This window comes from Aquitalea sp. USM4 (assembly GCF_004328945.1).
Classification (GTDB): Bacteria; Pseudomonadota; Gammaproteobacteria; order Burkholderiales; family Chromobacteriaceae; genus Aquitalea; species Aquitalea pelogenes.
The window spans coordinates 683,841-697,781 of sequence record NZ_CP029539.1 but is presented as its reverse complement, the minus strand read 5'-3'; the positions used below and the strand labels follow the sequence as shown (position 1 = coordinate 697,781).

Annotated in this window: 11 protein-coding genes; 4 read left to right on the top strand and 7 right to left on the bottom strand. The window is 58.3% G+C overall.

The window, feature by feature from the left end; translation table 11 throughout:
• Window positions 1-2: 2 nt before the first annotated feature.
• Window positions 3-1,169 carry a flagellar biosynthesis protein FlhB gene (gene flhB, locus DKK66_RS03185; protein WP_045845599.1) on the bottom strand — a complete coding sequence of 389 codons (1,167 nt, stop codon included), beginning with the start codon at window positions 1,167-1,169 and terminating at the stop codon, window positions 3-5.
• 168 nt (window positions 1,170-1,337) lie between these two features.
• On the opposite strand from flhB, the gene DKK66_RS03180 reads away from it, so the two are divergent.
• Entirely contained in the window at window positions 1,338-2,132 is a 795-nt protein-coding gene (locus DKK66_RS03180) for a thymidylate synthase (RefSeq protein WP_045845733.1), read from the top strand.
• Entirely contained in the window at window positions 2,129-2,623 is a 495-nt protein-coding gene (locus tag DKK66_RS03175) for a dihydrofolate reductase (protein WP_131355467.1), read from the top strand. The genes DKK66_RS03180 and DKK66_RS03175 overlap by 4 nt, the downstream gene beginning before the upstream one ends.
• Window positions 2,624-2,690: 67 nt before the next feature.
• On the opposite strand, the gene DKK66_RS03170 is transcribed toward DKK66_RS03175, so the two are convergent.
• From DKK66_RS03170 to DKK66_RS03160, 3 genes are all read right to left on the bottom strand, one after another.
• Window positions 2,691-3,362: a GntR family transcriptional regulator gene (locus DKK66_RS03170; RefSeq protein ID WP_062790694.1), complete on the bottom strand. Its 672-nt coding sequence runs from the start codon at window positions 3,360-3,362 to the stop codon at window positions 2,691-2,693.
• A 457-nt stretch (window positions 3,363-3,819) separates the two neighbouring features.
• Window positions 3,820-4,521, bottom strand: a complete 702-nt coding sequence (gene ubiG / locus DKK66_RS03165; RefSeq protein WP_131355464.1) for a bifunctional 2-polyprenyl-6-hydroxyphenol methylase/3-demethylubiquinol 3-O-methyltransferase UbiG — start codon at window positions 4,519-4,521, stop codon at window positions 3,820-3,822.
• A gap of 3 nt (window positions 4,522-4,524) precedes the next feature.
• Window positions 4,525-5,835 (bottom strand): TRZ/ATZ family hydrolase, encoded by a 1,311-nt coding sequence (locus DKK66_RS03160; RefSeq protein ID WP_370302982.1) that lies wholly within the window; start codon window positions 5,833-5,835, stop codon window positions 4,525-4,527.
• Between the two features lie 267 nt (window positions 5,836-6,102).
• On the opposite strand from DKK66_RS03160, the gene DKK66_RS03155 reads away from it, so the two are divergent.
• Window positions 6,103-8,910 carry a bifunctional diguanylate cyclase/phosphodiesterase gene (locus DKK66_RS03155; RefSeq protein ID WP_131355462.1) on the top strand — a complete coding sequence of 936 codons (2,808 nt, stop codon included), beginning with the start codon at window positions 6,103-6,105 and terminating at the stop codon, window positions 8,908-8,910.
• An 87-nt stretch (window positions 8,911-8,997) separates the two neighbouring features.
• On the opposite strand, the gene lysS is transcribed toward DKK66_RS03155, so the two are convergent.
• From lysS to DKK66_RS03140, 3 genes are all read right to left on the bottom strand, one after another.
• The gene (gene lysS, locus DKK66_RS03150) at window positions 8,998-10,506 is read right to left on the bottom strand and encodes a lysine--tRNA ligase (RefSeq protein ID WP_045845605.1); all 1,509 of its coding nucleotides are present in this window, start codon (window positions 10,504-10,506) and stop codon (window positions 8,998-9,000) included.
• 122 nt (window positions 10,507-10,628) lie between these two features.
• A protein-coding gene (gene prfB, locus DKK66_RS03145; RefSeq protein ID WP_131355459.1) for a peptide chain release factor 2 occupies window positions 10,629-11,736 on the bottom strand; the annotation gives its coding sequence in 2 pieces (ribosomal slippage) (window positions 10,629-11,651 and window positions 11,653-11,736; 1,107 coding nt in all).
• Between the two features lie 111 nt (window positions 11,737-11,847).
• On the bottom strand, window positions 11,848-12,828 hold the full coding sequence (locus tag DKK66_RS03140) for a malate dehydrogenase (protein ID WP_045845606.1): 981 nt from the start codon (window positions 12,826-12,828) through the stop codon (window positions 11,848-11,850).
• A gap of 204 nt (window positions 12,829-13,032) precedes the next feature.
• On the opposite strand from DKK66_RS03140, the gene DKK66_RS03135 reads away from it, so the two are divergent.
• Window positions 13,033-13,767: a GntR family transcriptional regulator gene (locus tag DKK66_RS03135; protein WP_045845736.1), complete on the top strand. Its 735-nt coding sequence runs from the start codon at window positions 13,033-13,035 to the stop codon at window positions 13,765-13,767.
• The last annotated feature ends 174 nt before the right edge of the window (window positions 13,768-13,941 follow it).

Genomic DNA, 13,941 nt, shown 5'->3' with positions numbered 1-13,941 from the left:
AATTATGGTCTCGCTTTCGGGGCCGCATCTTGCTGGCGTTTGCTTTCCGGGTCAAGGTCAGCCGGGACATCCAGCTGGTCCGGGAAAACCGGCGCCAGCCCGCCATTGTACTCGTAGGCTTTCAACTGGTAGACATAGGCCAGGATCTGCGCTGCCGCAGTATACAGCCTGGCGGGGATTTCCCGTCCCAATTCGCCATGGAAATACAGTGCCCGGGCAAAGCTGGGTGAACGCATCACCGTGACCTTGTGCTCCTTGCCGGTGGCGATGATCTTTTCTGCCAGCTTCAGGGTGCCCATGGCCACGATTTCCGGCGCCTGCATGCCCTCCTCGTATTTCAGCGCCACCGCGTAGTGGGTCGGGTTGGTCACAATCACGTTGGCCTTGGGGATTTCCTGCATCATGCGTTTGCGTGCGGCTTCGCGCTGCAACTGGCGAATGCGGCCCTTGACCTCGGGCGAGCCTTCCATTTCCTTGTATTCCTGCTTGATCTCTTCCTTGGTCATGCGCAGCTGCTTGTGGTAGTTCCACAGCTGGAAGGGCACGTCGATCACCACCAGCATCAGCATGGCGGCGGTGACGATGAAAAAGGTGGTGATCAGCATGTCGGTCATCTTGAGGATGCCTGCTTCCAGCGGCATGGACAGCAAACCCAGGATGTCGGTGCGCTCGCGCCAGATGATCCACACCGCCACACCGCCGATCAGCATGCTCTTGAGAATGGCCTTCAGGCCTTCGGTGGCGGCATTGAGCGAGAAGATGCGCTTGATGCCACTGGCCGGGTTCAGCTTGGTCAGCTTGGGTTCCAGCGGTGCCAGAGTGAAGTTCCAGCCGCCGATCAGGATGGGCGTGGCCACCGCCACGATGGCCAGGCCGCCAAAAATGGGCAGCAACTGCCACAGCATGCCGAACATGGCTTCCTTGAAGCGGATGATGGCCGGCTCGGCCTGGGCTACCGTGTGCTGATCAAAAATCAGCAGCTGCTTCATCATGACCATGATGGCCGTGCCCAGCTTGCCTCCCAGCGTCATCAGCAGGGCGACTCCGGTCATGGTGACGGCGAAGGTGGACAATTCCCGCGAGCGGGGAACATTGCCATCATCCCGCGCGGTTTGCAGCCGTTTGGCTGACGCGGGTTCGGTCCGTTCGAGATCGGAATCTTCTGCCATTGAGCCCCTGTTTTCTGACGTTGTATTTTAAAGCGGATGGTAGCGTATGCCGGGGGCGGCAGGCCAGCCCCTTTTGCCGTATGGGTATTGGCTTGGCCGCTGGGAAGAGCTGTGCTGTGCACCGCCAGCTCAGGTACAATCCGCAGATTGAACTTGATGGATGGCAGCATGAAACAGTACCTCGACCTGATGCGCCATGTGCTGGAACATGGCCATGACAAGTCCGACCGCACCGGCACCGGCACCCGCTCGGTGTTTGGCTACCAGATGCGCTTCGACCTGCAACAGGGTTTTCCGCTGGTCACCACCAAGAAATGCCACCTGCGTTCCATCATTCACGAATTGCTGTGGTTTTTGTCCGGCGACACCAATATCCGTTATCTGAAGGAAAACGGCGTTTCGATCTGGGATGAATGGGCCGATGAAAACGGCGACCTGGGCCCGGTATACGGTTACCAGTGGCGCAGCTGGCCGGCGCCGGATGGCCGCCATATCGACCAGATCAGCAATGTGGTGGAGATGATCAAGCGCAATCCCGATTCGCGCCGTCTGATCGTGTCGGCCTGGAACCCGGCGCTGGTGGACGAAATGGCACTGCCTCCTTGTCACAGCCTGTTTCAGTTTTATGTGGCGGATGGCAAGTTGTCCTGCCAGCTGTATCAGCGCTCGGCTGACATTTTCCTGGGTGTGCCGTTCAATATCGCCTCCTATGCCTTGCTCACCATGATGGTGGCGCAGGTGTGCGGCCTCAAGCCCGGTGATTTCGTGCATACGCTGGGTGATGCCCACCTGTACAGCAACCACCTGGAGCAGACCCGTCTGCAACTGAGCCGCGAACCACGTCCCCTGCCGCAGATGAAGATTAACCCGGCTGTGACCGACCTGTTTGCCTTCACCTTCGATGATTTCACGCTGGAAGGTTACGACCCGCATCCGCACATCAAGGGAGCGGTAGCCGTATGAGCAAGCCTGTACTGACCCTGGTGGCGGCCAAGGCGCGCAATGGCGTGATCGGCATCAACAACACCTTGCCCTGGCATTTGCCGGAAGACCTCAAGCATTTCAAGGCGGTGACCCTGGGCAAGCCGGTGCTGATGGGCCGCAAAACCTACGATTCCATCGGCCGCCCCTTGCCGGGACGACGCAATATCGTGATTACCCGCCAGTCAGACTGGCAGGCCGATGGCGTGGAGGTGGCGCATTCGCTGGAACAGGCGCTGCTGATGGCTGATGGTGTACCGGAAGTCTGCCTGATTGGCGGTGCTGATTTGTATCGTCAGGCGATGGCATTGGCAGATGCTCTGCGGCTGACCGAGATTGATGCCGATTTTGCTGGCGACGCCTGTTTCCCTGAGGTGAGTGCCACTGATTGGCAGGAAGTGGCGCGTAGCAGTTTCACCAGCGACAAGGGGCTGCAGTATGCCTTTGTCGACTATCAGCGCAAGCCGGGCTGAATGGTAGTCATGCCAAGCAAAAGGCCGCTCGGTGAGCGGCCTTTGTTATTTATAAGTTGAGCAGTGTTCAGGAAGTGCTACCAGCCAGCGCTTCTGCCGATTGCTGGGCCAGCTTGCTGTAGTCCTGGCCGAATTCCGCCACCATGATGCGCAGGCGGGTGGTGTCGCGGGCAATGATGGTCTTGAGCAGGTCATCCAGGAACTGCTGGGTGCGATCCATCTGCGAACGACCGGCGCGCAGAATGGCATACAGGCAGCGCTGGGTGAGCGGCAGCAGGTCCTGCAAGGTGGCGCTCATGTAGCGGTTGCTGGAGAAGTCGTACAGCGCACGCAAGAATTCCACGCCGCAATCGAAGTAGGCTGGCATGTCATCCTTGCGATGGCATTCGTCCAGCGTGGACATCAGCTCGAAAAAACGCGCCAGGTCGTCGTTTTTCCAGTTGCTGGCCAGATTGCACACCACGCGGTCCAGCAACATGAACCACAGTTCGAAAAAGTCGCGCACGTCGGTGCTGGAAATGCTGGACACCATGGCACCACGCCGCGGGTAGATTTCCACCAGGTGACGGCGTTGCAGGATCAGCAGCGCTTCGCGTACCGAGCCACGGCTGACTTCCAGCTCGGCGGCAATCCGCAATTCCTGAATCCGTTCTCCCGGTGCCATTTCACCCTGGATGATTTTTTTACCGAGGTATTGGGCGATTTGCTCGGTGAGCGAATCGTTCGCCTTGAACGTCATCAGTGTCTCCATTATCGAATATTATTATTTTCATATATATTGGCTGATTCGGCAATTGGAATGTGGAATTGTCGGGCAGTCGGTCGGTTGCCTTGCTGCGGAGTGTGCCATGCCGACTGTTGCATTTTGTCGCGTGTACGGTGCGGCATCAGGGAAATCCCTTGTACAGTTTTCCGTTTTGGTTTTATTATTCGAACGCTTGTTTGAAAATCGCCGACACGAGGAATGGGGCTTTCAAACGCGTACTTGGGCAGGCAGTGCCACGTGTGTGCGGCAATGTGTGTTCTCGTAATCTAGCGGGTTGTTTACCGGTCCTGGACCGGGGGATGATTGGGGCCTTCGCTGCGGCGAAGGCCTTTTTTTATGTTCTGTCCCTGGTGCTGTGCGGCAGGCAAAAGAAAACCCCTGCCGGCATGAAGCAGGGCAGGGGTGCGCTAATCTGCTGTAACAGCGCGGATTACGCGATGGCGCGGCGGGTGGCCATCAGGTAATTCACCTGGGTGTCATCTCCCAGCGCATAGATGCGGGTGAGCGGGTTGTAGCTCATGCCGCTGACGTTGCTGATTTCCAGCCCGGCATTGCGCGCCATGCGTGACAGCTCGGACGGCTTGAGGAAACGCGCATACTCATGCGTGCCGCGCGGCAGCATGTTGAGCACGTATTCAGCACCGACTACCGCCAGCAGGTAAGCCTTGGCATTGCGGTTGAGGGTGGAAAAAAATACCCAGCCACCCGGTTTCACCAGGCGGGCACAGCTGCGTACCACACTTTCCGGGTCCGGCACGTGTTCCAGCATTTCCATGCAGGTCACCACATCAAAACTGCCGGGGGCTTCGTCGGCCAGATCCTCCACTGCAACACAGCGGTATTCCACGGCCACGCCCGACTCCAGGCTGTGTAGCTGGGCCACTTTCAAAGACTTCCTGGCCAGGTCGATGCCGGTCACCTGCGCGCCGCGCTGTGCCATGCTCTCGGCCAGAATGCCGCCGCCACAGCCCACGTCCAGGACTTTCAGGTCCTTGATGCCGGCAAAGTCATCGATATAGTCCAGTCGCAGCGGGTTGATTTCATGCAGCGGCTTGAATTCGCTGTCCTTGTCCCACCATTTGTGGGCCAGCTGACTGAATTTGTCGATTTCCAGATCGTCTACATTGCTCATTGCTTACCTCGCCAGAATACGTTTGCGCCAGTCTTCACCGCGCGCCTTGAGATCTGCTTCGTCCAGGGTGGTCAGCTGACGCTGGGCGAGCAAGGCACGGCCCTTGACCCAGACGTGGCTGACCTGTTCGCGGCCGGCGGCATACACCACATGCGATACCGGGTCGAAAGCCGGCGCGGTTTCCAGCGCTGACAGGTCGATGGCAATCAGGTCGGCCTGTTTGCCCTGTTTGACCGAACCCACCTTGTCGGCAATGCCCAGTGCCTTGGCACCGTTGAGGGTGGCCATGCGGATGGCGGTGGCGGCCGGCACTGCGGTCGGGTCCAGCGTTCCCACCTTGGCCAGCAGGGCGGCCAGTCGGGTTTCGGACAGCATGTCCAGCTTGTTGTTGGACGCCGCGCCATCGGTGCCGATGCCAACATTGACGCCAGCTGCCAGCAAGGCCGGAACCGGGGCAATGCCGGAGGCCAGCTTCATGTTGGACGCCGGGTTGTGGGCAATGGAAATGCCATGACGGGCGGCGGCTTCAATTTCTGCGCTGTCCAGATGCACCATGTGTGCGGCAATCAGTCGCGGAGTGAGCAAGCCCAGTTTGGCCAGACGGGCCAGCGGACGTTGCTGGTGTTCTGTCACGCTGCCGGCCACTTCGTCGGCGGTTTCGTGGATGTGGCAGTGAATCAGCATGTCTTCACGCTCGGCCAGCTCCACCACCTGGCGGAATGTGTTGTCGGACACGGTATACGGTGCGTGCGGGGCCAGGGTGAAGGTAATCAGCTCTTCGCCCAGGAAGGCCTTGCGTTCTTCCATGCCCTTGCTGATGTATTCGCCGGCGTTGCTGCCGTAGTTGGTGGGGAACTCCAGGATGGAGCAGCCGACAAAGGTGCGCATACCGGAAGCCAGGCCGGCGCGGGCCATGGCGTCATGGTAGAAGTACATGTCGTTGATGGTGGTGGTGCCACCGCGAATCATTTCCGCCATGGCCAGGCTGGCGCCGTCGAACACGAAGTCATCGCGCACGTGTTTGCCTTCTGCCGGCCAGATGTGGTTGTTCAGCCAGTCCATCAATGCCTTGTCGTCGGCCATGCCGCGCAACAATGTCATGGCAGAGTGGCCGTGCAGGTTGATCAGGCCCGGCATCAGCACATGGTTGTCCAGCGTGATGGTTTCATCCGCTTGCAAGCTGCCACACTGGGCGATCGGAAGGATCTGGGCTATCCTGCCATCCTTGATGGCAATGGCATGGTTTTCCAGAACCTCGCCATCGTTTTCCACGGTAATGATCCAGCGTGCTGAAATAAGAGTGTCATAGTGCATGTGTGACATCAGGCCAATCCTGCAGAATTCGGAATGGCTTGGATTGTAGGCTGCTGCCATGGGCATGGCAAATTGACCATGGGCTGTCTCGCTGCGTTGCAGAAACTGTCGTTGTGCAGAAAAAATCGCTTATAACGGAATCAGGTCTGACTTATCATGCGTGCATTCCCCGCATGCTTTGTCATCATTAGTTTTTTGCATCATTGAATATTTGAATATTGCCGGCGGATGTTCCGCGCCATTAACGCATTTTGATTATCAAGACCAATGGCAACCCAAGAAGATAAAAACCCTGTCACCTCCAGTTTGTCGCTGCGCGCGGTATTTTTGATCGCCGTGGTACTCGGCTTGCTCATTCCCGCGTCCATCATCAGTTACCTGAGTATCAACATTCAGCGCGATAACCTGACGGCACAACTGGAAACCGACGAAAAGCGCTTGCTGGACATTGTTGCGCTGGGCATGCAGGAGCCATTGTGGAACCTGAGCCGCCAGGCCGGCAGCCCGTTGATTTCCTCGGTGATGGAGGATGCCCGGGTGGTGTCCATCCGCGTGACCGATACCCAGTCCAATCAGGTATTCCTGTCCGCCTTGCGCAGCGAGCGCCGTGTGGGCGGCGTGTCTTTCGTGCAGAAGCCGGTGATTTACCGTGGCGAGGAAATCGGCCAGGTGACGCTGGAATTCGATACCGAACATCTGGCCAATGCCCTGCACAACCAGGTCAAGAACATCCTGCTGATTCTGGTGGCGCAGCTGGTGCTGTCCATCCTGCTGATAATGAGTATTTTGCATTCCCGCTTCCTGCGTCCGATGCACAGCCTGACCGAACAGGCCACCCAGCTGGCCGAGCTCAAGCTGGAGTCGCCATTCTACTGGGCAAGACGTGATGAAATCGGCAAGCTGGGCAAACATCTTGAATGGACCCGTTCCGAACTCAAGCGCCTGATTGACGAGCTGCGCGCCAAGACATTGGCGCTGGAGGCCGACATTTCGCGCCGCCGTGAAGTGGAAGATGCGCTGCGTCGCTCGGAAAACAAATACCGCGAGCTGTTCTGGTCCAATCTGGACGGCATTGTCATCAGTTCGCTGGACGGACAGGTGATGGATGCCAACCCAGCCTTCCTCAACCTGATGTGCTACAACCTGGACCAGCTCAAGCAGCAGAACTTCTGGTCGCTGGTGGGGCAGGAGAGCGAAGCGCTGGAGCGTTTCAATCTGGACAACAAGGTATTGCGTTTCGGTTATTGCGACGAATTCGAAGCGGTGTACATGAACCGCTTTGGCAACCATGTGCCGGTAAGCGTAAAAACCGTTGCCATGCGTGACGCCTTTGGCCGCATCAATGCGGTATGGCGCATGGTGCGTGACATTTCGGAAAAACGTGCAGCGGAAGAGCGGGTGCAACTGGCGGCCAAGGTGTTCGAGAACACCGTGGAAGGCATCATGATCACCGACAGCGATAAACGCATTCGCAGTGTCAACAAGGCCTTTACCGAAATCACCGGTTATTCGCAGCAGGAAGTGCTGGGGCAGAAAACCAGCATTCTGTCCTCTGGCCGTCATGATGATGCCTTCTACACCACCATGTGGCAGGCCATTGATAATCAGGGCTCATGGCAGGGCGAAATCTGGAATCGCCGCAAGAACGGTGAAATCTATCCGGAATGGCTGGCCATCAACGCCGTGCGTAACCCCTTGTCGGAAATCACGCACTATGTGGCCATTTTCAGTGATCTGACCGAACGCAAGGCAGCAGACGAGCGCATCCAGTTCCTGGCGCACTTCGACGTGCTCACCAGCCTGCCCAACCGTGCGCACATGCACGACCGGGTGGAGCTGGCCATTCATAATGCCTGCCGCGACAACGAGCAGATGGCCTTGCTGCTGCTGGACCTGGACCGCTTCAAGACCGTCAACGAGTCGCTGGGCCATTCTGCCGGGGACATCCTGTTGCAGGTGGCGGCCGACCGCATCAAGTCCTCCCTGGCGGCGGGCGAGACGGTGGCGCGTCAGGGTGGTGACGAATTCATCATCCTGCTGCCGGCCATTTCCGACCCCAGCGAGGCGGCACTGGCAGCCGAGCGTATCCGTGAATCGTTTGGCGCCTCGATCGAACTGCACAATCACACCATCACCATCACGCCTTCCATCGGCATCAGCGTGTATCCGGATGATGGCCGCGACTTTGAAACCCTGGTGCGCAATGCCGATGCGGCGATGTATCACGCCAAGTCGTCCGGTCGCAACAGCTACAAGTTCTACACTGCCGACCTCAATGCCCGCGCGCGCGAGATTCTGGCCATTGAAAGCCAGCTGCGCTTTGCGCTGGAACGCAACGAGTTCATCCTGCATTACCAGCCACAGGTCGCCATGGCCGATGGCCGCATTACCGGTGCCGAGGCGCTGATCCGCTGGAATCACCCGTCACTGGGCATTCTTGGCCCGGCACGCTTCATCGAAGTGGCCGAGGAGCGTGGTTTCATCGTGCAGATCGGTAACTGGGTGATTCGTGAAGCCTGCCGTCAACTGGCGCTGTGGCATGACCAGGGCCTGCCCAAGATGTCCCTGGCCATCAATCTGTCCGCCTTGCAGTTCCGCCAGCAGGATCTGGCCGAGGTACTGGAGAAGGCGCTCAGCAGCCATGGCCTGTCTGCCGACATGCTGGATGTGGAAGTGACCGAAAGCGTCATCATGGAAGACGTCACCAGTACCTTGCAGGCCATCGACAGCATCAAGGGCATGGGTTTGCAGCTGTCGATTGATGACTTTGGTACCGGCTATTCCAGCCTGTCCTACCTCAAGCGCTTCAAGGCTGACAAGCTGAAGATCGACCGCTCCTTCGTGCGTGACATCCCGAATGATCTGGACGACTCCGCCATTGCCCGTGCCATCATCAACATGGCCAAGAACCTCAACATGCAGGTGGTGGCTGAAGGGGTGGAAACGATAGACCAGTGGCACTTCCTGAAACAGGAAGGTTGTGACCTGATTCAGGGCTATCTGCTGGCCAAGCCGATGCCGCCGGAAGAGTTTGCCGGCTTGCTGGCCAAGGGAACGCTGCTGCCGGGGGAGTGAGCCCTGTGCAGTATTACCAGCCTGCAGGCTGGGCAATAAAAAACCGCAAGACCAAGGTCTTGCGGTTTTTTTGTAGCCAGCAGCGGTTTATTCCGGACGCATCTGCGGGAACAGGATAACGTCGCGGATGGACGGGGCATCGGTCAGCAGCATCACCAGACGGTCGATGCCGATACCGCAACCGCCAGTCGGCGGCAGGCCGTATTCCATGGCGCGGATGTAGTCGGCGTCGTAGTGCATGGCTTCGTCGTCACCGGCGTCCTTTTGGGCCACCTGGGACATGAAGCGGGCGGCCTGGTCTTCCGGGTCATTCAACTCGGAGTAGCCATTGGCGTGCTCACGGCCCACGATGAACAGTTCGAAGCGTTCGGTGATGGACGGGTCAGCATCGGAACCACGGGCCAGCGGGGACACTTCTACCGGATAGTCGATGATGAAGGTCGGGTTCCACAGCAGGCCTTCGGCACATTCTTCAAACAGGGCCAGTTGCAGGCTGCCCAGGCCCGGTGCCGGCGGCAGCTTGCCACCCAGGCGCTTGATTTCGCTGGCAACCCAGGCCGCGTCGGCCAGTTGTTCGTCGGTGTACTGCGGGTTGTAGTGCTTGATGGCACCAACAATGGTGAAGCGGTCGAACGGTTTGCCCAGTTCCACTTCCTTGCCGTTGTAGCTGATGGTGGTGCTGCCACACACGGTTTCGGCACAGCGACGGATGATGTTTTCGGTCATCTCCATCATGCGCTGGTAGTCGCTGTAGGCTTCGTAAAACTCGATCATGGTGAACTCGGGGTTGTGGCGTGTGCTCATCCCCTCGTTACGGAAGTTGCGGTTGATCTCGAACACGCGTTCCAGGCCACCTACTACCAGACGCTTCAGATAAAGTTCCGGCGCAATGCGCAGGTATAGCGGCATGTCCAGCGCATTGTGGTGGGTCACGAACGGTTTGGCCGTGGCACCGCCCGGGATGGGGTGCATCATCGGGGTTTCTACTTCCAGATAGCCTTCGCTCACCATCACGTCGCGGATCTTCTGCACGATCTGCGAGCGCTTGATGAAGGTGGTGCGGCTTTCTTCGCTCATGATCAGGTCGGCGTAGCGCTGACGGTACTTTTGTTCCTGATCGGTCATGCCGTGGAATTTTTCCGGCAGCGGACGGATGTTTTTGGACAGCAGGCGCACTTCGCTGGCCTTGACGGTCAACTCGCCGGTCTTGGTCTTGAACAGCTCGCCACGGATGGCGATGATGTCGCCCAGGTCAAAGTGCTTGAACTCGGCGTGGGCTTCTTCACCGACACCGTCGTTGGCGATGTAAGCCTGGATGCGGCCGCTGCCATCCTGCAGGGTGGCAAAGCTGGCCTTGCCCATGACGCGCTTGAGCATCATGCGGCCGGCAACGGCAACCTCGATCTTCTCGGCTTCCAGAGCTTCCTTGTCTTTACCCGCGTGTTTTTCCTGAAGATCCTTGGCAAAGTGGCTGCGTTTGAAATCGTTGGGGAAAGCGACGCGTTTTTCGCGGATGCTCTTCAGCTTCTGGCGGCGTTCCGCCATGATCTGGTTTTCGTCCTGACTCAGGGATGATGCTTGTTCACGTTCAGACATGATGACTCCGTTGACTACTGCGGTAAGGGCAGGGGGCCATTCCCCCGCCAGGCCTCATCGGCCAACAATTAAGGTTTTACGCTGCTGTAATGCAGGCCGGCAGCTGCTGCCGGCCCGGACGTTTACACGCCCTGTTTCAGACTGGCTTCAATAAAGCCGTCCAGGTCGCCATCCATGACGCCCTTGATATTGCCCACTTCATGGCTGGTACGCAGGTCCTTGATGCGGGACTGGTCGAACACGTAGGAGCGGATCTGGTGACCCCAACCCACATCGGTCTTGGTGTCTTCCAGCGCCTGCTTGGCCTCGTTGCGCTTTTTCAGCTCCAGCTCGTACAGCTTGGCACGCAGCATCTGCATGGCTTCGTCGCGGTTGCGGTGCTGCGAGCGGTCGTTCTGGCACTGCACCACGGTATTGGTGGGCAAGTGGGTGATACGTACGGCCGAGTCCGTCTTGTTGATGTGCTGACCACCGGCACCGGAGGCGCGATAGGTGTCGATACGCAGATCTGCCGGGTTGATGTCGATCTCGAAGCTGTCGTCCACTTCCGGGTATACGAATACCGAGGAGAACGAGGTGTGGCGACGGGCGTTGGAGTCAAACGGCGATACGCGCACCAGGCGGTGAACGCCCACTTCGGTACGCAGCAGGCCGTAGGCGTATTCGCCCTCGATCTTCAGCGTGGCGCTGCTGATGCCAGCCACTTCGCCTTCGGATACTTCCAGTACGTCTACCTTGAAGCCCTTGCGCTCGGCATAGCGGGTGTACATGCGCAACAGCATGCCGGCCCAGTCCTGTGCCTCGGTGCCACCGGCACCAGCCTGGATGTCCAGGAAGCAGTTGTTCGGGTCCATCGGGTCGTGGAACATGCGGCGGAATTCCATCTTGGCCACCTTGGCTTCGACTTCTTCCATGTCGGACTGCACGGCGAGAATGGTTTCGTCATCCTCTTCGCTCTTGCCCATTTCCAGCAGTTCGCGGCCATCGGCAATGCTGGCATTGATGCTGTCCAGCACCAGTACCACGTCTTCCAGCTGCTTGCGTTCGCGGCCCAGTTCCTGGGCGCGCTTGGGGTCGTTCCAGATGTCAGGGTCTTCGGTAAGGCGGCTTACTTCTTCCAGACGGTCTTTTTTACCGTCGTAGTCAAAGATACCCCCGAATATCGGCGGCGCGTTCGGCCAGGTTTTCAATCGTGGCCGCGATCTGGTTCAGGACTTCAACTTCAATCATGCTCTTGCTCCAGTTAGCAGTCTGTATTAGTAAATTCAAATATGCTTGGCGGTATTGATCAAACACAAAAAGCGCACCATGCGGTGCGCTTTTCGCTGATCTGGCTAAGTCTTAGCCAAACAGGTGAGCGACAGCTGCGCGCTCTTCTTCCAGCTCGGCCAGGGTGAAGTTCATGCGTTCGCGGCTGAACTCGTCCACTTCCAGGCCTTGAACGATCTTGTACTCGCCATTTTCGCATACAACCGGGAAGCCGTACATCACGCCTTCCGGAATGCCGTAGGAACCGTCGGACGGAATGCCCATGGTCACCCACTTGCCATTGCTGCCCAGCACCCAGTCGTGGATGTGGTCGATGGCGGCGTTGGCAGCGGAAGCAGCAGAGGACAGGCCACGTGCTTCGATGATGGCGGCACCACGCTTGCCAACGGTCGGCAGGAATACGTCACGGTTCCAGGCTTCGTCGTTGATCATGGCTTTTACCGACTGGCCATCGATGGTGGCGAAGCGGTAGTCGGCGTACATGGTCGGGGAGTGGTTGCCCCATACAGCCAGGTCCTTGATGGCGGAAACCGGCTTGCCAGTCTTGGCAGCGATTTGCGACAGGGCGCGGTTGTGGTCCAGACGCAACATGGCGGTGAAATTTTTCGGGTTCAGGTCCGGAGCGCTCTTCATGGCGATCCAGGCATTGGTGTTGGCCGGGTTGCCAACTACCAGAACACGGACATTGCGGTCGGCGTGGTCGTTCAGTGCCTTGCCCTGAACGGTGAAGATGGCGCCGTTGGCTTCCAGCAGGTCCTTGCGTTCCATGCCTTTGCTACGCGGACGCGCGCCCACCAGCAGGGCTACCTGAGCGTCCTTGAAAGCGACGTTCGGATCGTCGGTGGCAACCATGCCGGCCAGCAGCGGGAAGGCACAGTCTTCCAGTTCCATCATCACGCCTTTAACGGCGGTCTGGGCTTGCGGCAGGTCGAGCAGTTGCAGGATGACCGGCTGGTCTTTGCCCAGCATTTCACCACTGGCGATACGGAACAGCAGGCTGTAGCCAATCTGACCAGCAGCGCCGGTAACGGCAACGCGAACGGGAGCTTTCATTGGTGGACTCTCCTTTAGATATCCGAGACTGTCTCAAATAGCAGATGTTGCTCTGCACTATAAGTGTGAAGCGAGTGTATCACGGAGTGTAGACCATGTGGGGCTGGAATCCCCATCAGAAATTCTGATATGCTGGTTTTACTCTTGTGTCTTATATAAGACATCCCTTTACGCTTGATTTGTTTGATGATACAAAGCCACTACATGATTGCAAATGCCCCACGTCGACAGCCGCTGTATGTGCAGATCAAGCAGTTTTTACTGCGTCGTATCGCCGAAGGCGAGTGGCTGGAGCATGATGCCTTGCCCAGTGAGTGGGATCTGGCTGATGAGATGTCCGTCAGCCAGGGAACGGTCCGCAAGGCGCTGAGCGAGTTGGTGGCCGATGGTCTGCTTTACCGCCAGCAAGGCAAGGGAACATTTGTTGCTCCGGTGCTCAGTGACTGGGGTAATGCCTTGCTGCAGTCGCCCGGTGTGTTTGACGAAGTGCCGGACCGGCTAAGTTGCGAGTTTCTGGCCATCTCCCGGATGAATGCCAGCGATGACATGGCGGTGGCCTTGCAGTTGCGTCGGCATGCACCGATGTTCCGGGTGCGCCAGTTGTGGCGGGGGCAGGGCAGGCCGGTGGCGCTGGATGAGGCTTATCTGCCTGCCGAACGCTTCGATGGCATGGAGGCACGCTGGTTCAGGTCTGGTGTTGGTGTGTATGCCACCTTGCAGCAGCGCTTCGGGGTAAGAGTGGTTGAGAGTCGTGAGCAATACCGTGCAGTGATGCTGCCGCGTGAGGATGCCAGCCTGCTTGGCCTGTCCGGGGCGGCACTGGAAGAGCCGGTGTTGAGCATGCTTCGACTGACCTTTTCGTCAGTTGGAGAGCGGGTTGAATGGCGGCAGCGCTACTGCCTGAGTCGGGACCTGGCGCTGCTGCAAAAGGGCTGCTGATGTCGCCTGCCGGCATGCAAATGTCGCTTGTCAGGCAAAAAACGGTCAGTAGCCGGGTGATTTTTGCTAGAATTTCCAGATCATATTGCCCTGCAGCATCGGGCAGCATGATGTTTAAGTATTGAAGGGGACCACCCGGTTTCTACAAGGGCGGACCTTTCAGGCGGGCTTCCA

What these genes read in the sequence shown, in the direction of transcription:
- flhB (WP_045845599.1), bottom strand. Translation starts at nt 1,169, where the DNA reads ATGGCAGAAGATTCCGATCTCGAACGGACCGAACCCGCGTCAGCCAAA.
- DKK66_RS03155 (WP_131355462.1), top strand. Translation starts at nt 6,103, where the DNA reads ATGGCAACCCAAGAAGATAAAAACCCTGTCACCTCCAGTTTGTCGCTG.
- DKK66_RS03140 (WP_045845606.1), bottom strand. Translation starts at nt 12,828, where the DNA reads ATGAAAGCTCCCGTTCGCGTTGCCGTTACCGGCGCTGCTGGTCAGATT.
- DKK66_RS03160 (WP_370302982.1), bottom strand. Translation starts at nt 5,835, where the DNA reads ATGCACTATGACACTCTTATTTCAGCACGCTGGATCATTACCGTGGAA.
- DKK66_RS03135 (WP_045845736.1), top strand. Translation starts at nt 13,033, where the DNA reads ATGATTGCAAATGCCCCACGTCGACAGCCGCTGTATGTGCAGATCAAG.
- DKK66_RS03175 (WP_131355467.1), top strand. Translation starts at nt 2,129, where the DNA reads ATGAGCAAGCCTGTACTGACCCTGGTGGCGGCCAAGGCGCGCAATGGC.
- ubiG (WP_131355464.1), bottom strand. Translation starts at nt 4,521, where the DNA reads ATGAGCAATGTAGACGATCTGGAAATCGACAAATTCAGTCAGCTGGCC.
- DKK66_RS03170 (WP_062790694.1), bottom strand. Translation starts at nt 3,362, where the DNA reads ATGACGTTCAAGGCGAACGATTCGCTCACCGAGCAAATCGCCCAATAC.
- lysS (WP_045845605.1), bottom strand. Translation starts at nt 10,506, where the DNA reads ATGTCTGAACGTGAACAAGCATCATCCCTGAGTCAGGACGAAAACCAG.
- DKK66_RS03180 (WP_045845733.1), top strand. Translation starts at nt 1,338, where the DNA reads ATGAAACAGTACCTCGACCTGATGCGCCATGTGCTGGAACATGGCCAT.